This window comes from Rhodococcus aetherivorans (genome assembly GCF_025722975.1).
GTDB lineage: Bacteria > Actinomycetota > Actinomycetes > Mycobacteriales > Mycobacteriaceae > Rhodococcus > Rhodococcus aetherivorans.
In genome coordinates this window covers 1,703,177-1,722,894 of sequence record NZ_CP106982.1, presented here as the reverse complement: position 1 = coordinate 1,722,894, position 19,718 = coordinate 1,703,177, and the positions used below count along the sequence as shown (strand labels likewise).

Annotated in this window: 19 protein-coding genes; 11 read left to right on the top strand and 8 right to left on the bottom strand. The window is 70.3% G+C overall.

Features of this window, described 5'->3' with window-relative positions:
* Nucleotides 1–90 precede the first annotated feature (90 nt).
* Nucleotides 91–1,722, bottom strand: coding sequence for an IS1634 family transposase (locus tag OCS65_RS07940; RefSeq protein ID WP_263509365.1), 1,632 nt, complete (start codon nucleotides 1,720–1,722; stop codon nucleotides 91–93).
* A gap of 166 nt (nucleotides 1,723–1,888) precedes the next feature.
* Nucleotides 1,889–3,442 (bottom strand): AMP-binding protein, encoded by a 1,554-nt coding sequence (locus tag OCS65_RS07935; RefSeq protein ID WP_006931227.1) that lies wholly within the window; start codon nucleotides 3,440–3,442, stop codon nucleotides 1,889–1,891.
* 175 nt (nucleotides 3,443–3,617) lie between these two features.
* Here OCS65_RS07935 and OCS65_RS07930 point away from each other — a divergent pair, with 175 nt between their 5' ends.
* The 7 genes from OCS65_RS07930 (at nucleotide 3,618) to OCS65_RS07900 (ending at nucleotide 9,500) form a co-directional block, all read left to right on the top strand.
* Nucleotides 3,618–4,409 carry an FAD-binding oxidoreductase gene (locus OCS65_RS07930; protein ID WP_168579984.1) on the top strand — a complete coding sequence of 264 codons (792 nt, stop codon included), beginning with the start codon at nucleotides 3,618–3,620 and terminating at the stop codon, nucleotides 4,407–4,409.
* A gap of 121 nt (nucleotides 4,410–4,530) precedes the next feature.
* Nucleotides 4,531–5,691 carry a 4Fe-4S dicluster domain-containing protein gene (locus OCS65_RS07925; RefSeq protein ID WP_185712971.1) on the top strand — a complete coding sequence of 387 codons (1,161 nt, stop codon included), beginning with the start codon at nucleotides 4,531–4,533 and terminating at the stop codon, nucleotides 5,689–5,691.
* Nucleotides 5,688–6,149 (top strand): Crp/Fnr family transcriptional regulator, encoded by a 462-nt coding sequence (locus tag OCS65_RS07920; protein WP_029545463.1) that lies wholly within the window; start codon nucleotides 5,688–5,690, stop codon nucleotides 6,147–6,149. The genes OCS65_RS07925 and OCS65_RS07920 overlap by 4 nt, the downstream gene beginning before the upstream one ends.
* Nucleotides 6,139–6,999, top strand: coding sequence for an FAD/NAD(P)-binding protein (locus tag OCS65_RS07915; RefSeq protein ID WP_029545466.1), 861 nt, complete (start codon nucleotides 6,139–6,141; stop codon nucleotides 6,997–6,999). The genes OCS65_RS07920 and OCS65_RS07915 overlap by 11 nt, the downstream gene beginning before the upstream one ends.
* Nucleotides 6,999–7,772, top strand: a complete 774-nt coding sequence (locus tag OCS65_RS07910) for an NADH-quinone oxidoreductase subunit B family protein (protein ID WP_029545468.1) — start codon at nucleotides 6,999–7,001, stop codon at nucleotides 7,770–7,772. The genes OCS65_RS07915 and OCS65_RS07910 overlap by 1 nt, the downstream gene beginning before the upstream one ends.
* A complete protein-coding gene (locus OCS65_RS07905; protein WP_185712972.1) occupies nucleotides 7,756–9,048 on the top strand; it encodes a Ni/Fe hydrogenase subunit alpha in 1,293 nt (430 codons plus the stop codon). The genes OCS65_RS07910 and OCS65_RS07905 overlap by 17 nt, the downstream gene beginning before the upstream one ends.
* Nucleotides 9,045–9,500, top strand: a complete 456-nt coding sequence (locus OCS65_RS07900; protein ID WP_043796679.1) for a hydrogenase maturation protease — start codon at nucleotides 9,045–9,047, stop codon at nucleotides 9,498–9,500. The genes OCS65_RS07905 and OCS65_RS07900 overlap by 4 nt, the downstream gene beginning before the upstream one ends.
* A gap of 13 nt (nucleotides 9,501–9,513) precedes the next feature.
* On the opposite strand, the gene OCS65_RS07895 is transcribed toward OCS65_RS07900, so the two are convergent.
* Nucleotides 9,514–11,229, bottom strand: a complete 1,716-nt coding sequence (locus OCS65_RS07895) for a 3-ketosteroid-delta-1-dehydrogenase (protein ID WP_043796677.1) — start codon at nucleotides 11,227–11,229, stop codon at nucleotides 9,514–9,516.
* A gap of 284 nt (nucleotides 11,230–11,513) precedes the next feature.
* Here OCS65_RS07895 and OCS65_RS07890 point away from each other — a divergent pair, with 284 nt between their 5' ends.
* The 3 genes from OCS65_RS07890 to OCS65_RS07880 all read left to right on the top strand — a co-directional run bounded on the left by OCS65_RS07890 (nucleotide 11,514) and on the right by OCS65_RS07880 (nucleotide 13,623).
* Nucleotides 11,514–11,903 carry a nuclear transport factor 2 family protein gene (locus OCS65_RS07890; RefSeq protein WP_043796674.1) on the top strand — a complete coding sequence of 130 codons (390 nt, stop codon included), beginning with the start codon at nucleotides 11,514–11,516 and terminating at the stop codon, nucleotides 11,901–11,903.
* An 89-nt stretch (nucleotides 11,904–11,992) separates the two neighbouring features.
* Entirely contained in the window at nucleotides 11,993–12,532 is a 540-nt protein-coding gene (locus OCS65_RS07885) for a flavin reductase family protein (protein WP_006945120.1), read from the top strand.
* 101 nt (nucleotides 12,533–12,633) lie between these two features.
* Nucleotides 12,634–13,623, top strand: a complete 990-nt coding sequence (locus tag OCS65_RS07880; RefSeq protein WP_043796671.1) for an LLM class flavin-dependent oxidoreductase — start codon at nucleotides 12,634–12,636, stop codon at nucleotides 13,621–13,623.
* Between the two features lie 133 nt (nucleotides 13,624–13,756).
* Here OCS65_RS07880 and OCS65_RS07875 read toward each other — a convergent pair whose 3' ends face one another.
* The 4 genes from OCS65_RS07875 to dnaK are packed head-to-tail and all read right to left on the bottom strand — an operon-like array spanning nucleotide 13,757 to nucleotide 17,855.
* On the bottom strand, nucleotides 13,757–14,164 hold the full coding sequence (locus OCS65_RS07875) for a heat shock protein transcriptional repressor HspR (protein WP_006945118.1): 408 nt from the start codon (nucleotides 14,162–14,164) through the stop codon (nucleotides 13,757–13,759).
* On the bottom strand, nucleotides 14,164–15,345 hold the full coding sequence (gene dnaJ, locus OCS65_RS07870) for a molecular chaperone DnaJ (protein WP_185712973.1): 1,182 nt from the start codon (nucleotides 15,343–15,345) through the stop codon (nucleotides 14,164–14,166). Before dnaJ ends, OCS65_RS07875 begins: the two co-directional genes overlap by 1 nt.
* 33 nt (nucleotides 15,346–15,378) lie before the next feature.
* Entirely contained in the window at nucleotides 15,379–16,014 is a 636-nt protein-coding gene (gene grpE, locus OCS65_RS07865; RefSeq protein WP_006945115.1) for a nucleotide exchange factor GrpE, read from the bottom strand.
* Nucleotides 16,011–17,855: a molecular chaperone DnaK gene (gene dnaK, locus OCS65_RS07860; RefSeq protein ID WP_006945114.1), complete on the bottom strand. Its 1,845-nt coding sequence runs from the start codon at nucleotides 17,853–17,855 to the stop codon at nucleotides 16,011–16,013. The genes grpE and dnaK overlap by 4 nt, the downstream gene beginning before the upstream one ends.
* A gap of 241 nt (nucleotides 17,856–18,096) precedes the next feature.
* Here dnaK and OCS65_RS07855 point away from each other — a divergent pair, with 241 nt between their 5' ends.
* A complete protein-coding gene (locus tag OCS65_RS07855; protein WP_263509357.1) occupies nucleotides 18,097–18,603 on the top strand; it encodes a hypothetical protein in 507 nt (168 codons plus the stop codon).
* Nucleotides 18,604–18,675: 72 nt separating this feature from the next.
* On the opposite strand, the gene OCS65_RS07850 is transcribed toward OCS65_RS07855, so the two are convergent.
* Nucleotides 18,676–19,578, bottom strand: a complete 903-nt coding sequence (locus OCS65_RS07850; RefSeq protein WP_044476423.1) for a hypothetical protein — start codon at nucleotides 19,576–19,578, stop codon at nucleotides 18,676–18,678.
* Between the last annotated feature and the right edge of the window lie 140 nt (nucleotides 19,579–19,718).

Below are 19,718 nucleotides of genomic sequence, written 5' to 3'. Positions count from 1 at the left end.
CGTCCGTGTTCGTGAGGATCCGACGTCGGTTTCTACCCGCCGCACAACCTGCCTCGGTTGCGAAACGAATCCTGAGTTAGGACATTTCGCTTAGTACCCCGCTTCGAACCCGAGGCGAGACAGAATTTCCTGGTCGGCGGCCGGGATCTGCGGCGGGAAGTCCTGGACGGCGGCGTTGATCGCGATCGTCGAGGTCCGCAGCGGCCGCAGTTGTTTGACCACTCGTGCGATCGCGACACCGGTCCGGTCCTGAACACAGCGCGCGACTGCCAATGCCGCGAACACGATGGTCAGGTGTGCTTCGATCGCGTCGCGGGTGCGGTGGAACATCGGCCGTGCCCGCAGATCGGTCTTCGACATCCGAAACGACTGCTCGACATGCCAGAGATCGTGGTACTTGCCGATCACCTCACCCGGTTCCATCAGCGTGACCGGAATGTTGGTCACGTATCCCTTCAGGCCGACGAGGGACCGGGCCCTGCCCAGGGCGGCATCATCGAGTTGCTGACCGGCCGTGGTGGTCTTGACGAACCGAGTGGCCTTGGCTTTCTTCGTGCCGTCGACGACCGCCTTCGCCCGCGCTTCCTGCGCATTGAGGGTTTGGTTGTCGCGCACGGCGCGTTTGCGGGTGTACTGCCAGATCGCCCGCCACGAGGTGGGGTGCCGCACCGGATCCCAGACCGGTTCGGCTCGTCTCTTCACGGTGTTGACGACACTGCGGGCGTGCCGGGGTGTGACGGTGTCGATGATCTGCCCGTCGGTGAACACATCACCGTGCCAATGGAAATGAGACGTCAGATCAGCGGGCGCCTTCGTCACCCGGGAGCCGACGATGAACTTCAGGCCCGCCTCGTCGAGCGCGGTCAGGTTCGAGGCGGAGAGCATGCCGGCGTCGGCGGCGATGACCATCTCCACACCGTCGACGCCGTGGCGGGTCTGGAACTGGCGCACGATCGGGATCAGGGTGTGGGTTTCGGCCTTGTTGCCCTCGAAACAACCGATCTCCAAGGGGAAGCCGGTTCGATCGACGAGCAGTCCCACCACGATCTGTGGATCGACCCGCCGCTCCTTGCTGTAGCCGACCTTGCGCAGGTCGTCTTCCTTCTCGGCCTCGAAGTACAAGGTCGTCACATCGAACAGCAACAACCCCAACCCGCCGGTGGCGGCGGCGTATTCGAAGCAGCGGCGGGCGATCCGATCCCGGTAGTCACCGGTGAGGATCTGCGCGAGGTGGCGTTGAATCGTTTTGTACGACACGGTGTCCGCACCGAGATCGTCGAGGACACGCAGGGCATCGATCTTCGAGGTCGGTTCGACGATGCGTGCGATCACCAGATCCTTGAACACCGCATCGTCGAGGACGTCGAAGCCGAGCCGGTCGTAGACCGAGGCGAGTACGTCGTAGAGCAGCCGGGCGGTGGTGCGCACGGTCCGGCCCGGACCGGCAACCTCCCGACCCGCCGTGGGCGGCGACACGGATAGCTGTCCGGTGCGCCAGTCGGCGACGTCGGCGATCTGCTCGACCGGTGACGGTACGTCGAGCTCGAGCATGCCTTGGTCGCCGTGCAGGAGGTTGCGGGCTCTTTCGAGAAGGATGCCCAGCTCGACGTCGGTGTGCGCGGATCCGACGTGCGCGATGATCTCGTGGCGGCCCCGATGTTTGCGCACGAGCTGCACCGCGACCGCGCCGGATGCGGTGCGCACTTTCCGCACGAATGCCACCGCCCGAACCTACCCGCTTAGTGTCCCGATCGGCTTTCGCGGGATCACGAAGGCGCAGGTGACGAGCCTGCCGAGCCTTCTACCCGCCAGTAATGTCCCAACTCAGGTCCGACGTCGGTTTCTACCCGCCGCACAACCTGCCTCGGTTGCGAAACGAATGTTCCGCCTATCTGTACGACGCGCGCAGAGTCTTCTTGTCCAGCTTGCCCAACGGGGTGAGCGGCAGCGCGTCGAGGAAGTCCACCGACTTCGGTGCGTGCACCGAACCCTTTGCGGCGCGGACTCTCTCGATCAGCTCCTCCGCGCGGACCGACCGGCCGTCGCGCAGCACCACGCAGGCTTTGACGGCCTCGCCCCACTTGGCGTCGGGCACGCCGACGACCGCGACGGACGCGACCGCCGGATGCGCGGAGATGACGTCCTCGATCTCGCGGGGGAAGACGTTGAATCCGCCGGTGACGATCATGTCCTTCTTGCGGTCGACGATGGTGAGGAAACCGTTCTTGTCGGCCCGGGCGACGTCGCCGGTGTGCAGCCAGCCGCCCCGCAGCGCCTCGGCGGTCTCTGCGGGTTTGCCGAGGTATCCCTTCATCACCAGCGGCCCGCGCACGCAGATCTCCCCCAGCTCCCCGCGCGGCACCTCGTTCAGGTCGTCGTCGAGCAGCCGCACGTCGAGCCACGGGACCGGCCGCCCGCACGTGGCGAGGCGTTCCGGATCGTCGGCGAGGTGGTCCTCCTTGCGCAGCACGGAGATGGTCATCCCGCATTCGCTCTGCCCGTAGAACTGGAAGAACACCGGGCCCAGCCGCTCGATGCCCTCCCGCAGCCGCGCCGGGGACATCGCCGACGCGCCGTAGAACAGGGTCTCGAGGCTGGACAGGTCGCGGCGGTCGAAATCGGGGTGGTCGAGCAGCAGGTAGATCATCGTGGGCACTAGCATGGTGGCGTTGATGCGGTGCTTCTCGATCGTCTCGAGCACCAGGCCCGGCTCGAAATACGGCAGCACGTAGAGGGATCCGCCGCGCAGCAGCGTCGGGACGAAGAACGCGGCGCCGGCGTGCGAGAGCGGCGTGCAGATCAGGAAGCGCGGCTCGTCGGGCCACTGCCATTCGGCCATCTGGATCTGGGTGAGCGTCGCGCCGGAGCGGAACGAGCCCATGACGCCCTTGGGTTTGCCGGTGGTGCCGCCGGTGTAGACGATGCTCGACGTGTCCTCGGCCGCCACCGGCGCGGCGACGAGCCGCTGCGGCGTGAACTGTGCGGCCAGGGCGAGGATGTCGGTGCCGACCTCCGACGGGCCGAGGGAGAAGACGTTCTTCAGCGTCGGCACCTGTGCCCTCAGTTCGGCGGCGCGTTCCTCGAAGTGGTTCGGATCGAAGATGAGGGTCTCGATGGCGGCGTCGTCGACGATGTAGAGGTGGTCCGACAGCGAACCCATGGGATTGAGCGCGCTGTTGCGGCAGCCGGCGACCATCGTCGCGCCCATCGAGATGAGAACCTCGGGGCGGTTCTTCGACAGCATCGCCACCGACGATCCCTGCCCCACCCCGACCGAGGCGAGTGCCTGCCCGAACCGGCTGATCTCGTCGCGCATCTCCCCGCCGGTGAGCACCACGTCGCCGAGGTACAGGGCCGGCTTCTCGGCGCTGCGCTCGAGGGCGGTGATGAGCAGGTCCGCGGTGAACACGGGCCGATGCAGGTCGGCGTACTCCTCGGTCATTGAGAGTCCTTCTCCTCGATGGTCAGCGTGGTGACGGCTCGACGTGGCGGGGATCACCCCTTCGTCACCATAACCGCTCCGGCGGCAGAATTGGAACATGTTTCATTTCGGGACGGGGCTGCGGCCCTGACCTAGAGTGGGGCCACCTTCACGCTCGAGCACCGGGAGTCACACCATGCAGCCGGCCGGACAGACCCTGCACACCACCGACACGGTGTGGTCGGCGACCGTCGTCGAGCATCACCGGCTCCGCCACGACGTCGCGGTGGTGCGCCTCGAATGCGACGACGCGATGGTGCCGTTCGCGCCCGGGCAGTACGTCGACGTCACCGTGCCGCAGCATCCCCGGCTGCCGCGCCGCCTCTCCCCCGCACTGCCCCCGTCGCTCGACGGCAAGCTCGAGTTCCACGTCCGTACCGTCCCCGGCGGCTGGGTCAGCGGCAGCATCGTCACCGCCACCCGGCCCGGCGACGTGTGGACGATCGGCGCGCCGCAGGGCGGCAACCTGCACGTCGACGACTCCGGCCGCATCGTGATCATGGTGGCCGGCGGCACCGGCCTGGCCCCGCTGAGGGCGCTGATCCTCGACGTCGCGCGCCGGCCGGACCCGCCCCAGACCTTCCTGTTCGTCGGCGGCCGCACGCCCCGCGACCTGTACGCCGCCGACATGCTGATCCTGCTCGCCGAGACGCTGCCGTGGCTGACCGTGGTGCCGGTGGTCGAGTCGGTCGACGACCCCGGGATCCCCGACGAGTGGTACGACCGCATCGTCGCCCACGTCGGCGATCCCGGGTTCCACCCCGACGAGCTGCTCGAGGGCAGCCTCGACGAGGTGGTCACCTCCTACGGGGCGTTCGGCGACCACCAGGTGCTCGTGTGCGGGTCCGCGGCGATGGTCCGCGCGACCCTGCACACGCTCGTCGAGACCGGGACCCCCGCCGAGAACGTCCGGTTCGACCCGTACTGACCGGGCCGCGACGGCCGGCCGGTTGACCGGGCGGTACGCCCGCGACGATACTCGAGGGGGCCACCAGCGCGACGAGTGAGGGCTGCGCCGGGTCGTGACCGTTCGAATCACGGGAGCTGCCATGGGTATTGCGGATTCGCACGCCGACCCCCCGACGCCGGCAATCCTGTCCCGCGCCCACCTCGACCGGCTGATCGAGGTGCTGCAGGCCGAGGGATATCGCGTCGTCGGCCCCACCGTCCGCGACGACGCCATCGTGCTCGACGAGCTCGGGTCGGGACGAGAGCTGCCCGACGGGTGGGGCGTGTCGACCGCACCCGGGCGGTATCGGCTCCGGCGACGCGACGACACCGCCGTGTTCGGCCATTCCGCGGGTCCGCAGTCGTGGAAGCAGTTCCTGCACCCCGCACGACAGCAACTGTGGTCGACCGCGCCGGACGGCAGTTACCGGCCCCCACCCGCGGACGAGACCCGGTACGCGTTCCTCGGCGTCCGCGGCTGCGACCTGGCCGCGATCGGCATCCTGGGCACGGTGCTGACCCGCGGCGCCCATCCCGACGGGGCCACCGCGCGACGGTTCCGCGGGCTGTTCGTCGTCGCGGTCAACTGCACCGAACCGGGCGAGGTCTGCTTCTGCGCCTCGATGGCCACCGGTCCCGCCGCGGGCCCGGGGTACGACCTGGGCCTGACCGAACGCATCGACGAGCAGGGACACCGTTTTCTCGTGGACGTCGGGACCGACGAGGGCGCCCGAATCCTGGACCTGCTCCCCCACCGCGACGCCACCGCGGACGAGACCACCGGGGCCCGCAACGCGGTGGCGGCGGCCGGCGACCGGATGGGACGGAGCATGCCCGAGGTCGACCTGCGGGCGATGCTCCGCGACGCCCGCGAGGCGGACGTCTGGGACGATGTCGCCGATCGCTGCCTGACCTGCGGAAACTGCACGATGGTGTGCCCCACCTGCTTCTGTACGTCGACGGAGGACGTCACCGACCTCGCCGACGGGCACGCCGGCAGGTGGCAGCACTGGGCGTCCTGTTTCGAACCGGACTTCTCCTACATCCACGGCGGTGACGTCCGGGCGTCCGGCCGGAGCCGGTACCGGCAGTGGATCTCGCACAAGCTCGGCACCTGGCACGACCAGTTCGGCAGCTCGGGATGTGTCGGCTGCGGCCGCTGCATCGACTGGTGCCCGGTCGGCATCGACATCACCGCGGAGGCGGCCCGCCTCACCGGCGCGCTCGCCACCCACGACGACGAACCGGACGGGCACCGATGACGACCCCACCGCTCGACGGCATCCGGGCTCTGGCGGGGCTGGGCCCGGAGGCGCGGGATCGGATCGCCGCGCTCGCCCACCCGGTCCGCTTCGCCGCCGGGGAGCACGTCTTCCACGAGGGCGGGGAGGCGCGCAGTTGCTGGCTGCTCCAGGACGGCCGGGTGGATCTGTACACGGTGGTGCCCGGCCGCGGCCCGGTCACCCTCGACACGTTCGTCGACGGTGACGTCCTGGGATGGTCGTGGCTGACGCCGCCCTACCGCTGGCATTACGGGGCCGTCGCGGCCGCTGCGACCTCGGCTCTGGAGGTGGACGCCGCGGCGCTGCAGGCGCTGAGCGAGGCCGACGCCGAGTTCGGATACACGGTGATGCGGGCCCTGTTCGGGGCCCTCCTGGAGCGGTTGCAGGCCACCCGGGCGCGACTGCTGGACCTGTATGCGGGTCCCGATGTTCGGTGACCTCGCTCACGACACCGCAGCGGCGCCGGGCGCGCCGATGCTGCCCAGCGCCCACCGGGTTCGCTCGCGGACCGTCGAGACCGCCGATGCGGTGACGCTGTCGCTGGCCCCGCTGGGGGCGCCGCGACCGCGGTTCCGGCCCGGGCAGTTCATGATGCTCTACGCCCCCGGGGTCGGCGAGATCGCGCTCTCGGTCAGCGGGGATCCCACCGACACGACCGGGGAGCTGGTCCACACCGTGCGGAAGGTGGGTGCGGTGAGCCGGGCCCTGCACGACGCCGAGCCCGGCGCGATCGTCGGCGTGCGCGGCCCGTTCGGGGTGGGCTGGGACCTCGAGTCGTGCACCGGCCGGGACCTGGTGATCGTCGCCGGCGGGGTGGGGTTGGCCGCGGTGCGGGCCGCCGTTCTCGGTGCGGTGGCCGCGCGCGGCGACTTCCGGCGCGTCGTGCTCGTGGTCGGAGCACGCCGGCCGGCCGAGATCCTGTATCGGCGCGAGCTACAGGACTGGGCCGACGGCGGCGTGGAGATCCGGCTGACGATCGACCAGCCGGTCCAGGGCTGGTCCGGGTCCGTCGGATTCGTCACCGCGCCGCTGAGCCGGCTCGATCTCGATCCCGCGCGGACGACGGCCCTGCTGTGCGGGCCGGAGGCGATGATGCGGTTCTCGGCCCGGGTGCTGCTGGGCAAGGGGATTCGGCCCCCGGATATCCGGGTCTCGCTCGAACGGAACATGCAGTGCGGGATCGGGCTGTGCGGGCACTGCCAGCTCGGCGAGATCCTGCTCTGCCGGGACGGCCCGGTGCTGGATTACGCGGTGGCCGGACCGCTGCTGCACGTACGGGAGCTGTGATGGACAGGCCGAAGCTCGCGGTGTGGAAGTTCGCGTCGTGCGACGGATGTCAGCTGTCCGTGCTGGACTGCGAGGACGAACTGCTCGCGCTGTCGGGGGCGGTGCAGATCGCCCATTTCCTCGAACTGTCGAGCGCCGTCGACGACGGTCCGTACGACCTGTCGCTGGTCGAGGGCTCGATCACCACCGCCGCGGACGTCGCGCGCATCCACCGGGTCCGGGAGCGGTCCCGGACCCTCGTCACGATCGGCGCGTGCGCAACCGCCGGCGGCATCCAGGCGTTGCGCAACTTCGCCGACGTCGCCGAGTTCACCTCGATGGTCTACGCCCACCCGGAGTACATCGAGACCCTCGCGACGTCGACGGCGATCGCGGCGCACGTGCCGGTCGACTTCGAGTTGCGCGGCTGCCCGATCGACCGGCGCCAGTTGCTCGAGGTGATCACCGCGTTCCTGGCCGGCCGCCGGCCGAACATCCCGAACACCAGTGTGTGCACCGAGTGCAAGCGCCGGGGATTGACCTGCGTGATGGTCGCCGACGGCACGCCCTGCCTCGGCCCGGTGACCCACTCCGGCTGCGGCGCCCTGTGCCCGGCGCAGTCGCGCGGCTGCTACGGCTGTTTCGGGCCGACGACCGACCCCAACATCGCGTCGCTGGCCGGGTGGCTGCGCACGTGCGGCATGAGCGACGACGACATCGACCGCGCCTTCGCGACGTTCAACGTCGGCGCCCCCGTGCTCGCCGAGAGGCACCGCCGTGAGCGGGAGCCGTAGAGAGCTGACGGTCCGTGCTCTCGCCCGCGTCGAGGGCGAGGGCAGACTGAACGTGTCGGTGCGCGACGGGCGGGTGCAGCGCGCGGAGCTGAACATCTACGAGCCGCCCCGGTTCTTCGAGTCGTTCCTGCGGGGAAGGGATTTCCGCGAGCCTCCGGACATCACCTCCCGGATCTGCGGGATCTGCCCCGTCGCCTACCAGGTCAGCGCCTGCAATGCGCTGGAGCAGGCCTGCGGGGTCGAGCTCGACGAGCCGGTGCTGAACCTGCGCCGCCTGCTCTACTGCGGCGAGTGGATCGCCAGCCACGTGCTGCACATCTACTTCCTGCACGCCCCCGACTTCCTCGGCCTTCCCGACGCGATCGCCCTCGCCGAGCGTCATCGGAGCGCGCTCGAACGCGGGCTGGCCCTGAAGAAGGCCGGCAACGCGATCCTCGAGCAGGTCGGCGGACGGCCCATCCACCCGGTCAACGTGCGGATCGGCGGCTTCTATCGCGCACCGAGCCGAACGGAACTCGCCCCGCTCGCCGAGCGGCTGCGCCGCGCCCTCGACGACGCGCTCGACACGGTCCGCTGGGTGGCCGGGTTCGACTTTCCCGATGTCGATCTCGATCACGACCTGCTCGCCCTGCACCGGCCGGACCGCTACGCCATCGAGGACGGGCAGATCCGGTCGTCGACCGGATCCTCCTTCGCCGCAGCACAGTTCCCGGACCATGTGGTCGAACACCAGGTCCCGCACTCGACGGCCCTGTACGCGCGGCTCGACGGGCGCCGGTACCTGACCGGACCCCTGGCCCGATACACCCTGAACTCCGCGCAGCTGTCGGACACCGCACGACAGTCGGCACACGCGGCGGGACTGGGGACGCAGTGCCGTAACCCGTTTCGCAGCATCGTTGTTCGCGCCGTCGAAACCGTCTATGCGGTGGAGGAGGCGCTCCGCCTGATCGCCGGGTACGAGCGTCCCGGCCGGCCCGGCACCGAGGTCGCCGCCCGCGCCGCGACCGGGCACGGCGTCAGCGAGGCACCGCGGGGACTGCTGTACCACCGTTACGAGCTCGGCGACGACGGACTGATCCGCTCGGCCGTGATCGTCCCCCCGACCTCCCAGAACCAGGCTGCCGTCGAACACGATCTGCGCACGCTGATCGCCGGCCGCCTGGAGCTGTCCGATGCTGATCTGACGTCGCTGTGCGAACGGGTGATCCGCAACTACGACCCGTGCATCTCGTGTGCCACGCACTTCCTCGACCTCACGATCGACCGCGGGTGATCGCGACGAACTTCGTGGTGATCGGCGTCGGCAACGAGTACCGCCGCGACGACGGCGTCGGGCCCGCGGCGGCCCGGGAGGTCGGCCGGTCCCGGCCCGGATGGCGGGTCCTGATCTCCGACGGCGAGCCGACGGCAATGCTGGACGCGTGGGCCGGGACGCGGTTGGCGGTCGTCGTGGACGCCACCGTCGGCACCGGTCCGCCCGGCGCGATCCGGCGTCACGAGATCGGGGAGGCGAGTCTCGCCCGCCGCTCGCGACACGCCGGCTCGCACAGCCTCGGCCCCGCCGAGGCGTGGGCGCTGAGCCGGATCCTGGGCGTCGACCCGGGTCGGGTCGTGGTCTACACCCTCGAGGTGACGGAGGTCGGTTACGGCGTCGGCCTGACGCCCGCCACCGCCGCGGCACTGCCCGCCGTGGTGCGGGCAGTGATCGACGAATGCGAGCGGTAAGACCGTTGCCGAGTCATCCGTTCGCGGGAACGGCTGCCTTCGCGGCGTCCTGCGCGGCGATGTACCCGAACACCAGGCCCTGACCGATCGTCGCCCCCGCACCCGGGTACGTGTTGCCGAACGCGTTCGCGGCGGTGTTGCCGATCGCATAGAGACCGTCGATCACACTGCCGTCCTCGCGCAGCACCCGCGCCCGCTCGTCGGCCTTCACGCCACCGCACGTGCCGAGGTCGCTCAGCGTCATCTTCACCGCGTAGAGCGGCCCTTCGGTCAGCGGCCGCAGGTTCGGGTTCGGCTCGACCGTCGGATCGCCGTAGTAGCGGTCGTATGCGCTTCCCCCACGACCGAATTCGGAGTCCGTTCCCGACGCGGCGTCGTCGTTGAACCGGCGGAAGGTCTCGGCGAACGCGTCCTCGGGTATCCCCATCGAGCGCGCCAGCTCGACCGGATCCGTGGCCCGGTGCGCGATGCCTGCCTTGTACCAGGAGCCCGGGATGGGCTGGCGCGGGAACAGCCCCGCCGCGAACAGGTAACTGTTGCGGTACTTCTGGTCGAAGACGATCCACATCGATTCGACCGGGTCGCCGGCCCGCTCGCGCTCGAGGACGACCTGACCGAACGACATGTAGTCCGAGGACTCGTTGGTGAACCGGCGGCCCGTGTGGTCCACGATGAACGACCCCGGCAGGGACCGTTCCGCCAGCATCACCAGCGGCGGCTTGCCCGGGGCCGTCGGCGCGACGGCGGGGAACCACCATGCCTGGTCCATCAGGTCGAGGCCGGCGCCCACCTCCTGGGCGACCTTGATCGCGTCGCCGGTGTTGCCTTCGGCGCCGAGACTTTCGTTGTCGGCGAGCCTGTCGGACTGGAACTTCCGTCGCATGGCCATGTCGTGGTCGAACCCGCCGGCCGCGAGGACCACACCGCGACGGGCGGTCACGGTCACCTCACGGCCGTTCTGTTCGAGGACCGCACCGGTCACCCGCTCGCCCTCGGTGACCAGCCGCACCAGCGACGTCTCGGTCCAGACGGGGATCCCGGCCCGCAGCACCCCCGCGAACAGGCCCGCGGCGATCGCCTGCCCGCCGGCGACGTACTGCCGGCCGAGCGCGAGGCCGCCCACACCCTGCGCCAGCCGCCGGAAGATGCGCGGGAATCCCTTGAGGGGAACCCGCATCATGAGGTTCAGCCACTTGTAGTCGGCACCGGTGGTGGGCATCGGCAGCCCCGCCTCCATCAGGCCGGGGCGCAACCGTCCGCGCTCGTCGCCGAGCACCGACGTGTCGAACGGCCGGCACTCACAGGTACGTCCGACCGCGGCGCCGCCCGGCTGCTCCGGGTGGTAGTCGGCGTAGCCCTTGGCCCAGAAGAACTTCATCGGCGTGGTGCGCCGGAGCATCTCGACGGTCGCGGCGCCGTGATCGACGAACGCCTCGCCGCGCTCGGCCGGCGCCGAGCCGTCGACCACCGACCGCACGTAGGTGTGACCCCGCTCGGGGGTGTCGCCCGAACCGGCCTCGCGCAGCACCGGGTTGGCGGGCACCCAGAACGCGCCTCCCGAGCGGGCCGTGGAGCCACCCACGTACCGGGTCTTTTCCACGATCAGCGCCGACAGGCCGAGCTCGCGCGCGGTGAGCGCGGCGGCCATACCGGTGCCGGACCCGATCACCAGCAGATCCACGGTGGTGTCGTGGGCGGGGGTCACGGCCGGTACGGGACTCGTCGCCATTTCGAATTCTCCTTCACATCGTCGCTGCCTGGTCGGGTCGCGCCTCGGACCCGAGGCGACCCACTGCACGCATGCCCGACGACGCTAGGACAGTTCCACCACGCCGGCGGGCGGGTTCCCGGCCACCGGGACGTCCGTGGGCGCGGTCGCCACCGGCTCACCGCAGCGCGCGCAAACGCGATCCCGCAACCTCCCGATGCGTGGGACGACGACCCCGGCCGGGTCCACGGTGCCGCTAGCGTCGACTCGTCTCGCGACGAACCGTCGATCCCACAGGAGCAGCCATGACCACGTCCGGCACCGTCACGCACGCCGAACGCATCCGCGCCACCGTCGTCGAGTATCTGGCGGCCGTCGCCGACGGCAGCGGCGCCGACATCGCTGCGCTGTATGCGGAGGACGCCACCCTCGAGGACCCGGTCGGCTCCGCGCCGAGGACCGGACGGGCGGCGATCGCCGAGTTCTACCGCGCACTCGAGGGCTCCCGGCGCGCGACCGAACTGCTGGCGCTGCGGGTGACCGGGTCGTGCGCGGCGTTCCACTTCCGGGTCGTCACCGAGACCGGGGGCCGGGTGCACGAGGTCGAGCCGATCGACGTGATGACCTTCGACGACCAGGCCCGGATCACGAGCATGCGCGCCTACTGGGCGCCGTCGGACATGCGGCAGCGCTGAAAGCCCCGGCACGGTCCGCCGGACGCCGGTCGCAACCCGCCGCCGGAATGACGGACACTGGAGAGATACCGAACGGCGAGAGGAACCTTATGAGCGCGGAACACACGGTGCTCGATCCCCGGACGATGCGCGACGTGCTGGGCAACTTCTGCACCGGCGTCACCGTCGTGACCGGCCACGACGGCCGCGAACCGCTGGGTTTCGCGTGCCAGTCGTTCGCGTCGGTGTCCCTGGATCCGCCGCTCGTGTCGTTCTGCCCCGCCCGCACGTCGCGGACCTGGCCGAAGATCCGTGAGATCGGCACCCTCGCGATCAACGTCCTGGCCCACCACCAGCGCGACACGTGCATGGCGTTCGCCGTCAGCGGCGGCGACAAGTTCACCGGCGTGGACTGGACGCGCGGCGACAACGGCGCGCCCGCCATCGCGGGCGCGCTGGCCCGCATCGAGGCCACCGTCGAGGCCGAGCACGACGCCGGCGACCACACCATCGTCGTCGCGCGTGTGACGGGGCTGACCGCGCTGCACGACGACGGACCGCTGTTGTTCTACCGCGGCGGCTTCGGCAGGTATGCGGGCGAGACGCTCCTCGATCCCCGCACCGCCACCGACGTGAACCCGGTGCGGTGAGCGGCGAGGCGCACGTCACGGAATAGTGGACCGGCCGGTGTGGTTGGACCGATCGTGTGCCCGGATCCCGAACCCGGGCCCCGGACACGCGAAGGATCCAGGTGACCACACCACTATCGATTCTCGACCTGGCTCACATCGGCCGCGGCGAAACCGCGCGCGACAGCTTCGCCGCGAGCGTGGACATGGCGCAGCGCGCCGAGCGGTGGGGCTACCGCCGCATCTGGTACGCCGAACACCACAACATGCCGACCATCGCCTCGTCGGCCACCAGCGTGCTGATCGCGCACGTCGCCGCCCACACGTCCACGATCCGGCTCGGCGCCGGGGGCATCATGCTGCCCAACCACTCGCCGCTGACCATCGCCGAGCAGTTCGGCACCCTCGAGACGCTGCATCCCGGCCGCATCGACCTCGGTCTCGGCCGCGCCCCCGGCAGTGACCAGAACACCCTGCGGGCGCTGCGCCGCGACCCGTCGTCGGCCGACAGCTTCCCGCAGGACGTGCTCGAGCTGCAGGGCTACCTGCGCGGCACGTCGCGCATTCCGGGCGTCGACGCCGTCCCCGGCAAGGGCACCGACGTGCCGCTGTACATCCTCGGCTCGTCGCTGTTCGGGGCGAAACTCGCCGCGCTGCTCGGCCTTCCGTACGCGTTCGCGTCGCACTTCGCGCCGCAGGCGCTCGAGGACGCCGTCGCGCTGTACCGGCGCGAGTTCCAGCCGTCCGAGCAGCTCGCCGAGCCGTACGTCATCGCAGGCGTCGGCGTGATCGCCGCGGACACCACCGACGAGGCGAATGCACTGTTCGAGGCCACCAAGCGACAGCGCATCCGGCAGATGCTCGGCCGCGGCCGCACCTTCACCGACGACGAGGTCGAGATGCTGCTCGACGCCCCCGCCGGGCAGCAGGTGCTGCAGATGCTGCGGTACACCGCCGTCGGCACCCCGGCCGAGGCGCGTGCCTACCTCGACCGCTTCACCGAGCGCGCGCAGGCCGACGAGCTGATCGTGGTGTCGTCGGCGCCCGGGCGCAAGGCGTGGCTGCGTTCGCTCGAACTGCTCGCCGACGTCAGCGGGCTCGTCCCGGCCTGAACGGCCCGTGACCGCCCGTGACCGTCCGTGACCGCCCTGAACGGCCGAATGTCACATCGTGTCGATCTGATCGACGCGATGTGACATTCGGCCACAACGGTATTGGGTGATCGAGGCCGGAGGGGCCGAGCACCTACCTGTCGCGCTGGTGCTTCGGCTTCCAGACCACCAGCGCGTTGCTGCGCGGCACCGGCACCAGCGCGCGGCGCGACGCGTGCAGTTGCGCGATCTCGGCTGCCATCTCGGACAGCCGCTGCTGCAGGGCCTCGACCTGATTGGTCAGCTCGATGATCCGCTTGATGCCCGCGAGGTTCACGCCCTCGTCCTGCGACAGGCGCTGGACCTCACGCAGCAGCGCGACGTCGCGCGGGGAGTAGCGGCGCCCGCCGCCCCGCGTGCGGTGCGGGGTGACGAGGCCGAGCCGGTCGTAGTTGCGCAGCGTCTGCGCGTGCATGCCGGCCAGTTCCGCCGCCACCGAGATCACATAGACCCGGGCGTCCGGGTCCATCGGCGAATCGTGCCGGTTGCGGTTCTCGCTCATCATGCACCTGCCCAGCCCGCCCGCGGATCGAAGCCGCTCGCCTGCTCCGCGTGCATGTAGATCCGCAGTGCGTCGATCGCCTGGTCGTCGAGGTTCTGGGGCACGGCCACCTTGACGGTCACCAGCAGGTCGCCGGCGCCGCCCCCGCGCTTGGGGACGCCGCGCCCGCGTACCCGCAGCACGCGCCCGTCGGCCGTACCGGCCGGGATCTTCAACCCGACCCGGCCCTCCAGGGTGGGGACCGAGACGGTGGTGCCGAGCACCAGCTCGCCGTAGCTGACCGGCAGCACCAGCGTCAGGTCGTCGCCGTCGCGGCCGAACACCCTGTCGGCGCGCACGTGCACGGTGACGAACAGGTCGCCGGGCGGGGCGCCGCGCAGTCCCGCCTCGCCCTGACCGGCCAGCCGGATGCGCTGGCCGTCCCGGACCCCGGGTGGGATCCGCACCGTGATGGTGCGGGTGCGGTTCTGGATGCCACTGCCGCGACAGTCCGTGCAGGGCTCGTCGATGATCGACCCGGTGCCCCGGCAGTCGTCGCACGGCTCGGAGAACCCGAACGCACCCTGGTTGCGCGAGACGATGCCACTTCCGTTGCAGCGCGGGCACACCCGCGGGCTGGTGCCGGGTCGGGCGCCACTGCCGTGGCAGGTGGTGCACGGCGCAGGGCTGGTCAGCCGCAGAGGGACGGTGACGCCGAGGGCCGCGTCGCGGAAGTCGAGCGTGGTCTCGGCGTCCACGTCGGACCCGCGCCGGGGCCGCGACGTGGTGCGCGCGCCCCCGCCGCCGGTCCGGTTGAACAGGCCGCCGAACAGGTCGCCGAGACCGGCGTCACCGGCCCCACCGCCGCCGCCACCGAACAGGTCACCGAGATCGAAGGCGGTGGTGCCGCCGGAGAACCCGCCGCTGCCGGCGCCGGGACGGAACCCGCCGCCGAAGCCGCCGGAGGCGAACATCTGCCGGGTCTCGTCGTACTCCTTGCGCCTGGCCGGATCGGACAGCACGGCGTACGCCTCGCTGACCGCCTTGAAGCGCTCCTCCGTCCGGGTGTCGCCGGGGTTGGCGTCGGGATGCAGATCCCGCGCCAGCTTGCGGTAGGCCTTCTTGATGTCGTCGGCCGACGCGTCGGAGGAGACACCCAGCTCCTTGTAGAAGTCCTTCTCGATCCACTCCCTCTGGCTCACCGGGCGTCTCCTCCTCTCGCTGTTTCCCTGTACTTACTCGTTGTCCGCACCGGAGGCCGGCTTTTCCGCCGGTGCGTCGCCCGCGTCCGTCACGGTCACCATCGCGTGCCGCAGGATCCGCTCACCGAGCCGGTATCCCTTGCGCAGCACCGTGTCGAGCACCGGGTTCGCGCCGTCGCCCTCCATGTGCACGGCCTCGTGGATCTCCGGGTCGAAGGCGTCGCCCTCGTCGCCGAAGGGCTGGAGTCCCAGGCCCGACAGGACGCCGTTCAGCTTGTCCGCCACCGACTTCAGCGGCCCCTGCTCGAGGTCGCCGTGGGCGCGGGCCCGGTCGAGGTCGTCCACGACGTCGAGCAGCTGGGTGACCACCGAGGCCTTGGCCGCCTCGGTCGTGACCACCCGCTCGCGCTCCACGCGACGCCGGTAGTTGGCGTACTCCGCGGTGAGGCGCTGCAGGTCCGCCGTGCGCTCGGCCAGCTGAGCCGACTCGGGCGACGGTTCGGCCGCGAGCGCGGCCTCCTCGTGTTCTCCCGCAGCCGGAGCCTCGGTGTCCGCACCGCCGACGGGCTGCGACCCGGTTTCCGGGTCGCGAACCTCGAAAGTGTCGGGGTCGATCCGACGCTTGTCGGTGACGGTCACCGGCTCCTGCTCGGGCTTCTCCGCCGTCACTTCTTCTCCGAGTCGGTCGGCTCGTCGACGACCTCGGCGTCGACGACGTTGTCCGAGCCGGCAGCCGCGCCGTCACCGGCGGCAGCACCCGCGTCGGCGGCCTGCGACTCGTACAGGGACTGACCGAGGGCCTGCGACTCCGTCGCGAGCTTCTCGACGGCGGTCTTCACCGCGGCGATGTCCGTGCCGGCGAGGGCGTCCTTGGTCTCCTTGATCGCGGCCTCGACCTTGCTCTTGGCGTCGGCGGCGACCTTGTCCCCGTTCTCCTGGAGGAACTTCTCGGTCTGGTGCACGAGCGACTCGGCCTGGTTGCGGACCTCGGCCTCCTCGCGACGCTTGCGGTCCTCCTCGGCGTGCGCCTCGGCGTCCTTGATCATCCGGTCGATCTCCTCCTTGGAGAGGCCGGAGCCCTCCTGGATCTTGATCGTGTTCTCCTTGCCGGTGCCCTTGTCCTTCGCGGTGACGTGCACGATGCCGTTGGCGTCGATGTCGAAGGTCACCTCGATCTGCGGGACGCCGCGCGGAGCCGGGGCGATGCCACCGAGCTCGAACGAGCCGAGCAGCTTGTTGTGCGCCGCGATCTCACGCTCACCCTGGAAGACCTGGATCTGCACCGACGGCTGGTTGTCGTCGGCCGTGGTGAAGGTCTCGGAGCGCTTCGTCGGGATGGTGGTGTTGCGCTCGATGAGCTTGGTCATCACGCCACCCTTGGTCTCGATGCCGAGGGACAGCGGGGTGACGTCGAGCAGCAGCACGTCCTTGACCTCGCCCTTGAGGACGCCGGCCTGCAGGGCGGCGCCGACGGCGACGACCTCGTCCGGGTTCACGCCCTTGTTGGGCTCACGGCCACCGGTCAGCTCGCGCACCAGGTCGGTCACGGCGGGCATGCGGGTCGAGCCGCCGACCAGGACGACGTGGTCGATGTCCTTGACGGAGATGCCGGCGTCCTTGATGACCTGCTGGAACGGCGCGCGGGTGCGGTCGAGCAGATCCGAGGTGATCTTCTGGAACTCGCTGCGCGAGAGCTGCTCGTCGAGGAACAGCGGGTTCTTGTCCGCGTCGACCGTGATGTACGGCAGGTTGATGGACGTCGACTGCGAGCTCGACAGCTCGATCTTCGCCTTCTCCGCGGCCTCGCGCAGACGCTGCAGGGCCATCTTGTCCTTGGTCAGGTCGACGCCGTGCTGTGCCTTGAACTTCTCGACCAGCCAGTCGACGACGCGCTGATCCCAGTCGTCGCCACCGAGGTGGTTGTCGCCGGAGGTCGCGCGGACCTCGACGACGCCGTCGCCGATCTCGAGCAGGGACACGTCGAAGGTGCCGCCACCGAGGTCGAAGACCAGGATGGTCTGTTCCTTCTCGCCCTTGTCCAGGCCGTAGGCCAGCGCCGCGGCAGTCGGCTCGTTGACGATGCGCAGCACGTTCAGGCCGGCGATCTGCCCGGCCTCCTTGGTGGCCTGCCGCTGTGCGTCCTCGAAGTAGGCGGGGACGGTGATGACGGCGTCGGTGATCTCCTCACCGAGGTAGGCCTCCGCGTCCCGCTTCAGCTTCATGAGCGTGCGCGCGCTGATCTCCTGCGAGGTGTACTTCTTGCCGTCGATCTCCACGGTCCAGTCGGTGCCGATGTGACGCTTGACCGAGCGGATGGTGCGGTCGACGTTGGTGACCGCCTGGTTCTTGGCGGGCTGGCCGACCAGCACCTCGCCGTTCTTGGCGAAGGCGACGACCGACGGGGTGGTGCGCGATCCCTCGGAGTTGGCGACCACTACGGGCTCGCCGCCCTCCAGAACGGAAACGACGGAGTTGGTGGTTCCGAGGTCGATACCGACCGCACGAGCCATAGTGTTTCTCCATTCTTCGCTGCGGCACACCGGTGTGCCGCATAGGTGTCCTTGCACAACCTGAGCCGGATCGGCTCAGCTGAGCGCAGTCGACTCAAGCTTGCACCCGCCCGGAATCCCGAGTCAAGTCAAAGTTGAGCCTGTGACGCTCAAGTTGTCTGCTTCCTCCAACGGCAGTCCGCCCCGCGATGTTCCCTTTGTGACTCGGATCACAACAATTGCGGGAGGCTACGATCCCGGGGTGAGCACGCGCCCGCAGCCGCCCCGCCCGGAGTTCTCCGTCACCCCGCTGCACCCCACCGCCTCCCCCGCACCGCGCGTCGGCGCCGCGGTCTCGGCCTGGGTCCTGTCGTTCGTCGTCTTCGCCGGACTGCTCGGCGCCGTCCTCCTCGACCGCGAACCCGTCCGGGACGCCCTCGAGCACTCGCTGCGCAGCGCCAACCCCGGCACCACCGCCGAGAGCATCGCCGACACCGTCGCCCTCACCCTCGCCGGTTTCGCCGCCGCCGGCCTGCTCCTCGTCCTGCTCGCCGTCGTCTTCCTCGAACTCCTGCGCCGCGGCCACCCCCGGGCACCCCTCGCGCTCGCCGTCGTCTCCGCCGCCACCGCCGCCACCGTCGTCACGGCCGTCGCCGCCCGCAGCGTCCTCGCCGACGCCGGCGACGCCACCGCCGGCGTCCTGCTGTGGGCTCCCCTGCTCTGGGCCGGGCTCACCGTCGTCGGCGCCGTCGCGGCCCGGCGTCGCTGACGCCGGAGCCAGCCACACAGCTGTCGGACATCGACAACCGTCGCAACCGCTGTCGAGGTCCGGGAGTTGTGTCTACCGTCGGGCACGTTCGGCAGCCCGAGCCAGCCGCTCCAGCACGACGTCGAACCGGAACAGTTCGGCCCACGTCCAGCGCACCACTTCGAGACCCAGCTCCCGGATCGCATCCTCCCGCAGCTTCTCCCGCCGTACTACGTCGGCGGCCACACCCGGTGCCCCGCTTCCGTACTTGCCCATGCCGTCGAACTCGCCGACGATGCCGGGGTCCTCCCAGAAGAAGTCGACCCGGGCGACGAAAAGGCCCGCGGGCGTGCGCAGCTCGTGCTGCAGTTCCGGCGGGCGAGTACCTGCCTCACGCATCCGCAGGCGGCTGAGCGACTCGCCAGGGCTCTCGCTACGCCCGTCGAGGAGACCGGCGATCCGGCGCGCCGCGGCGATTCCCGCCCTGCTCCCGGCCGCGTCGAGCACGGCCCGGAGGTCGAGTGCCGGGTGCATACGCATCGCCGAATCCCCGATCACCACCGCCTGCTCGGGCGGCAGGGTACGTGCGAGGTCGACGACGGTCCGGGCTGCGGAGGTGACGGGCACACCGTCGACGATCTCGACGTCATCGACGGCCAACAGTGCCGCGTGCGAGTGCAGATGCGTGGTGCGACGCGCACCCGTGGCACGGTTGTGCGTGAGGTGGACCCGGGAAAGGTCGGCGTCCCAGACGTCGAACCCGTGGACGATCGCCGCCGAAACATGGCTGATCGCGGCTCTCGATCCGAGCGCACACCGGACGGCGCGAATCCGGGCACGGTGCAGCTCGGTCGCGTCGAGCGTTTCAAGGACGGTGCGGGAAAGGTAGGCACCGGGAGCGATGCGCTGGAGTTCGCCCGTGCGTAGCGCCTGGCGAAGTTCTGCCTCCGTGGTCCCGGAGGCGAGGGCGGCGGAGCGGAGGATCGGATCGACCATGGCGTCGAGTCTGAGATCGATCCGGCCCGGTCGAGGCGACACGGAACCCGCAACCGCGAATCTGTGGATGAGTGCTCCGACTGTGGACAAATGTGTCCACATGCGTCTCGGACTTCGACAACCGTCGCGACCGTTGTCGA

Excerpts from the sequence above, each read along its gene's own strand:
- OCS65_RS07885 (WP_006945120.1), top strand. The coding sequence starts at position 11,993 with ATGAGCGCGGAACACACGGTGCTCGATCCCCGGACGATGCGCGACGTG.
- OCS65_RS07910 (WP_029545468.1), top strand. The coding sequence starts at position 6,999 with ATGGACAGGCCGAAGCTCGCGGTGTGGAAGTTCGCGTCGTGCGACGGA.
- OCS65_RS07930 (WP_168579984.1), top strand. The coding sequence starts at position 3,618 with ATGCAGCCGGCCGGACAGACCCTGCACACCACCGACACGGTGTGGTCG.
- OCS65_RS07935 (WP_006931227.1), bottom strand. The coding sequence starts at position 3,442 with ATGACCGAGGAGTACGCCGACCTGCATCGGCCCGTGTTCACCGCGGAC.
- OCS65_RS07920 (WP_029545463.1), top strand. The coding sequence starts at position 5,688 with ATGACGACCCCACCGCTCGACGGCATCCGGGCTCTGGCGGGGCTGGGC.
- OCS65_RS07890 (WP_043796674.1), top strand. The coding sequence starts at position 11,514 with ATGACCACGTCCGGCACCGTCACGCACGCCGAACGCATCCGCGCCACC.
- OCS65_RS07895 (WP_043796677.1), bottom strand. The coding sequence starts at position 11,229 with ATGGCGACGAGTCCCGTACCGGCCGTGACCCCCGCCCACGACACCACC.
- OCS65_RS07925 (WP_185712971.1), top strand. The coding sequence starts at position 4,531 with ATGGGTATTGCGGATTCGCACGCCGACCCCCCGACGCCGGCAATCCTG.
- dnaK (WP_006945114.1), bottom strand. The coding sequence starts at position 17,855 with ATGGCTCGTGCGGTCGGTATCGACCTCGGAACCACCAACTCCGTCGTT.
- OCS65_RS07875 (WP_006945118.1), bottom strand. The coding sequence starts at position 14,164 with ATGAGCGAGAACCGCAACCGGCACGATTCGCCGATGGACCCGGACGCC.
- OCS65_RS07850 (WP_044476423.1), bottom strand. The coding sequence starts at position 19,578 with ATGGTCGATCCGATCCTCCGCTCCGCCGCCCTCGCCTCCGGGACCACG.
- OCS65_RS07915 (WP_029545466.1), top strand. The coding sequence starts at position 6,139 with ATGTTCGGTGACCTCGCTCACGACACCGCAGCGGCGCCGGGCGCGCCG.